This is a genomic window from uncultured Cetobacterium sp., from assembly GCF_947039425.1.
Classification (GTDB): Bacteria; Fusobacteriota; Fusobacteriia; order Fusobacteriales; family Fusobacteriaceae; genus Cetobacterium_A.
On record NZ_CAMQYW010000202.1, the window covers coordinates 1 to 3,626 of the forward strand.

The 3,626-nt window shown below is 26.6% G+C and carries 4 protein-coding genes; 3 read left to right on the plus strand and 1 reads right to left on the minus strand.

Annotated features, from left to right (window positions below):
• Both Q0V09_RS09125 and Q0V09_RS09130 read left to right on the plus strand, forming a co-directional pair.
• On the plus strand, positions 1-660 hold a 660-nt coding region (locus tag Q0V09_RS09125; RefSeq protein ID WP_297488744.1), incomplete at its 5' end, for a response regulator transcription factor.
• Positions 638-1,885 carry a HAMP domain-containing sensor histidine kinase gene (locus tag Q0V09_RS09130; protein WP_297488747.1) on the plus strand — a complete coding sequence of 416 codons (1,248 nt, stop codon included), beginning with the start codon at positions 638-640 and terminating at the stop codon, positions 1,883-1,885. The genes Q0V09_RS09125 and Q0V09_RS09130, both read left to right, overlap by 23 nt.
• Positions 1,886-1,915: 30 nt before the next feature.
• Here the strand turns inward: Q0V09_RS09130 and Q0V09_RS09135 are convergent, their stop codons facing one another.
• The gene (locus Q0V09_RS09135; RefSeq protein ID WP_297488751.1) at positions 1,916-2,578 is read right to left on the minus strand and encodes a TetR/AcrR family transcriptional regulator; all 663 of its coding nucleotides are present in this window, start codon (positions 2,576-2,578) and stop codon (positions 1,916-1,918) included.
• 146 nt (positions 2,579-2,724) lie between these two features.
• Between Q0V09_RS09135 and Q0V09_RS09140 the strand changes: the two genes are divergently transcribed.
• A partial coding sequence (locus Q0V09_RS09140) for a glycine/sarcosine/betaine reductase component B subunit (protein ID WP_297488756.1) occupies positions 2,725-3,626 on the plus strand: 902 nt, incomplete at its 3' end.

Below are 3,626 nucleotides of genomic sequence, written 5' to 3' on the forward strand. Positions count from 1 at the left end.
AAAAAGAAAAATATACTAATTATTGAAGATGAAGCTTTTTTAAGAGATATTTTAAGAAGATATTTAGAAAAAGAAAATTACAATGTTTTTCAAGGTGAAAGTGGAGAAAGTGGAATTGAAATTTTTAAAGAAAACCAAATAGACTTAGTTCTTTTAGATATTATGCTTCCTAAAATGCAAGGATGGGAGGTTTGTAAAAAAATAAAAGAGATCTCATCTACACCAATAATTATTTTAACATCTCGTTCTGAAGATGAGGATGAAGCAAAAGGATTAACTCTTGGAGCTGATGATTATATTATAAAACCTTTTAAACCAAAAGCTCTTCTAACTAGAATTCGTATTATTTTAGAAAAAAATATTATTAATTTTCCAGATATTATTGATGATTTAGAAATATATAGAGACACTTACAAAGTTTTTAAAGATGGGGAAGATATTGCTTTGGGGCTAAAGGGATTTCATCTTTTAAACTATTTAATTTTAAATAAAAATATAATATTGTCTAGAGAAACTATTTTAAACAATGTTTGGAAAGATGACTTTGATGTAGATGAAAGAGTAGTTGACACTTGGATAAAAATACTTAGACAAAAAATTGGAGATAAATATATCAAAACTATTAGAGGAGTTGGATATGAGTTTAAACTTAAAGATTAAAAAGCTTAGTATTCCCTTTAAAATATTTCTTTTTTTAAGTCTTTTAACCTATTTTATCATATTTTTCTCTTTAATAGCAGGTTATCTGTACTTAGAAAAATATCAAATCTCCCAAAGAAAAAATGTACTTATTAATTTAGCAAATAAATACAAACAGATTCCTAAGGATAAGTTTGAAAAGTTTTTAGAAGAGGAGGGCATTTTTTTTAAAAAAGATACAATATCAAATCTTAATTCACTTAAACAAACAACAACAACTTTTTTAAAAACCTTTGTTTCAGAAAATAGTGCCATAGGTATTGTTAGAGGAAGAGATCAAATAAAAAGAATAATTTTAATAAAAAAAACTGGTGAAAATAAAGTTATTATTTTAGGATCACCACTTGCTTCTCTAAGATCTACAGCTAATATATCATTTAAATTTTATCTGTTTTTATTCTTAGGAACTATCCCATTTAATCTTATTCTTGCTTATTTTTTATCTATTAAAATGGGAAGACCAATTGAAAAAGAACTTTTAATTTTAAATGAAAATTTAAAAGAGGAACTAAAAAAAGAGAAAAAATTAGATGAGTTTAGAAAAAAATTCATCTCTAATATTTCTCATGAGTTAAAAACTCCAATATCTATTATCAGTGGTTATAGTGATGCTATTATTGACGGAATTATTGAAGATGATGATATTGTTAATATTTGTAAAAATATTAATCTAGAAGCATCTAATATGAATAATCTAATTAAAGATCTTCTTTTTTTCACTAAATTAGAATCTCAGTATATTAAACTAGAAAGTGAAAGTATAAATTTAAAAGAGTTTTTAAATAGCAATCTTTCTAGATACTCTTTAGATTTTCAAAGTAAAAATATACACCTTTTTCTTCATTTAAAAGATATAACTATTAATACAGATAAAAAACTATTTACAATAGCTATAAATAATATTTTAACTAATGCTATATCCTATGTTAATGAGAAAAATATTATTGAAATAAAAGTAACCAACTCATCTCTAATTATAAAAAACTCCTTTACTAATAAAGAAAATATAAATTTAAATGATTATTTTCTTCCCTTTAACGGAAAGAAAAGTTCTCCCAATCAAAAATATGGTGGTACTGGCCTTGGTCTTTCTATAGTTTCACAAATTTTAAATATTTTAAAATTTAAATATGATTTTTCTTTTAATGAAAAAGAGAAAAATATAGAGTTTGCAATATATTTTTAAAATAGAGGTAAGTATAAAATCTTACCTCTGTTATACTAAGTAAGCACTAAAAGACATATCAATAGATTTTATACAAGCCTTTCTAAGTCTTTCAATTTGACTTTGATCCTTTAGTTTTTTAGCCTTTTCTAAATACCCTTTAAATATAAATATTTGAGATAAATTAAGGAGCTTAACGTGAGAAGGGGATATTAATTTTTCATGGGCAAGTTTCATTATTAAATATTTATTTCTCTCTTCTAAATCTAATTTTAATAACATCTGATGATGTTTATACTTTGTATCTTCAAAACCTTCTGGGAAAGCCTTATAAAAACTTTTAAACTGAGCATAAGCATCAGTTTCTTTTTCCTCTTTACTCATATTAATTTCAGAACATGAAAAAAATATAAAATAAAAAATTTCTGGGTATTTAAAAGCACTTTCACAAAAAAGTTTCCAAATATATTTGCTCTCTTCTAAAGAGTTTTCAAAATTTTTATCCATTTTATTTATACCTTGATTATACTCCTTTAAAAAGGTTAAACATGAGAGTAAAACCAAGTGATTGAAATTCTTAAAATGAACATAGATTGCGCCACTGGTACACCCAACAAGACTAGCAACTTTCCTTATTGATAATCCTTCAAGTCCATTTTCAAACACTATTTTTGAAGTTTCTGTTATTAATTTTGTCTTGGTGTTTTCTGTCATTTTTTCCTCCTAAATATTCTTTTATTATTCAAACATCTTTATATTATAACATTAATTTCCAAAAAAAGATTTGACATTTTTCTCACAAGAGAGTATAAACATATCAACAGGTGATCGCGATTACCAAAAAACAAGGAGTGTGTTCAATGAGATTAGAAATTGGAAATTTTTATGTTAAAGATGTTCTGTTTGGACTAGAAAATTCATATTCCAATGGAGTTTTAACAATTAACAAAGAAAAAGCTTTAAATCTTATTTTACAAGATGACTGTATCACTGAAGCTGATATTTTCATTGCTAAACCAGGGGAAAGTAAGAGAATAGTTCCCATAAAAGAAGCTATTGAGGCTAGAGTTAGACTTGATGGTAGAGCTATTTTCCCAGGAGTTACTGGACCTTTAAAAGCTTGTGGAGAAGGAAAACTTCATGCACTAAAAAACATGAGTATTATGGCTGTTGGAAAACACTGGGGTAGTTTTGGTGATGGTGTTGTTGATATGTGCGGAGAAGGAGCTAAATACTCATACTATTCACAGCTTATAAATATCTGTTTAGTTGCAGATACTAATGAGGAATTTGAAAAAAGAGAACAACAAAAGAAAAATAAAGCCTTAAGATGGGGAGCAATGAAACTTTCTGAACATATTGGAGCTATTGTAAAGGACTTAGTTCCTGAAAGTGAGGAGATTTTTGATCTACCACCTGTTACAAAGAGAGAGGAAAGTGTAACAAATTTACCAAGTGTAGTTTATGTTATGCAAGCACAATCTCAAATGGAGGAACTTGGGTATAACGACTTAGTCTATGGATGGGATATGAATAGAATGTTGCCAACTTTCATGCATCCAAACGAAGTTTTAGACGGTTGTATTATTGGTGGTTCATTTATGCCTTGTTCTTCAAAATGGTCAACTTATGATATGCAAAATTTACCAACTATTAAAGATCTATATAGTGAACATGGAAAAACTATTAACTTCTTAGGAGTTATTATGTCTAACTTAAATGTTTCCCTTGAACAGAAAGAAAGAGCTGCTATTTATGTTGC

Bases quoted from the DNA above. Each gene is read 5' to 3' on its own strand.
- Q0V09_RS09130 (WP_297488747.1), top strand. From the start codon at position 638: ATGAGTTTAAACTTAAAGATTAAAAAGCTTAGTATTCCCTTTAAAATA.
- Q0V09_RS09135 (WP_297488751.1), bottom strand. From the start codon at position 2,578: ATGACAGAAAACACCAAGACAAAATTAATAACAGAAACTTCAAAAATA.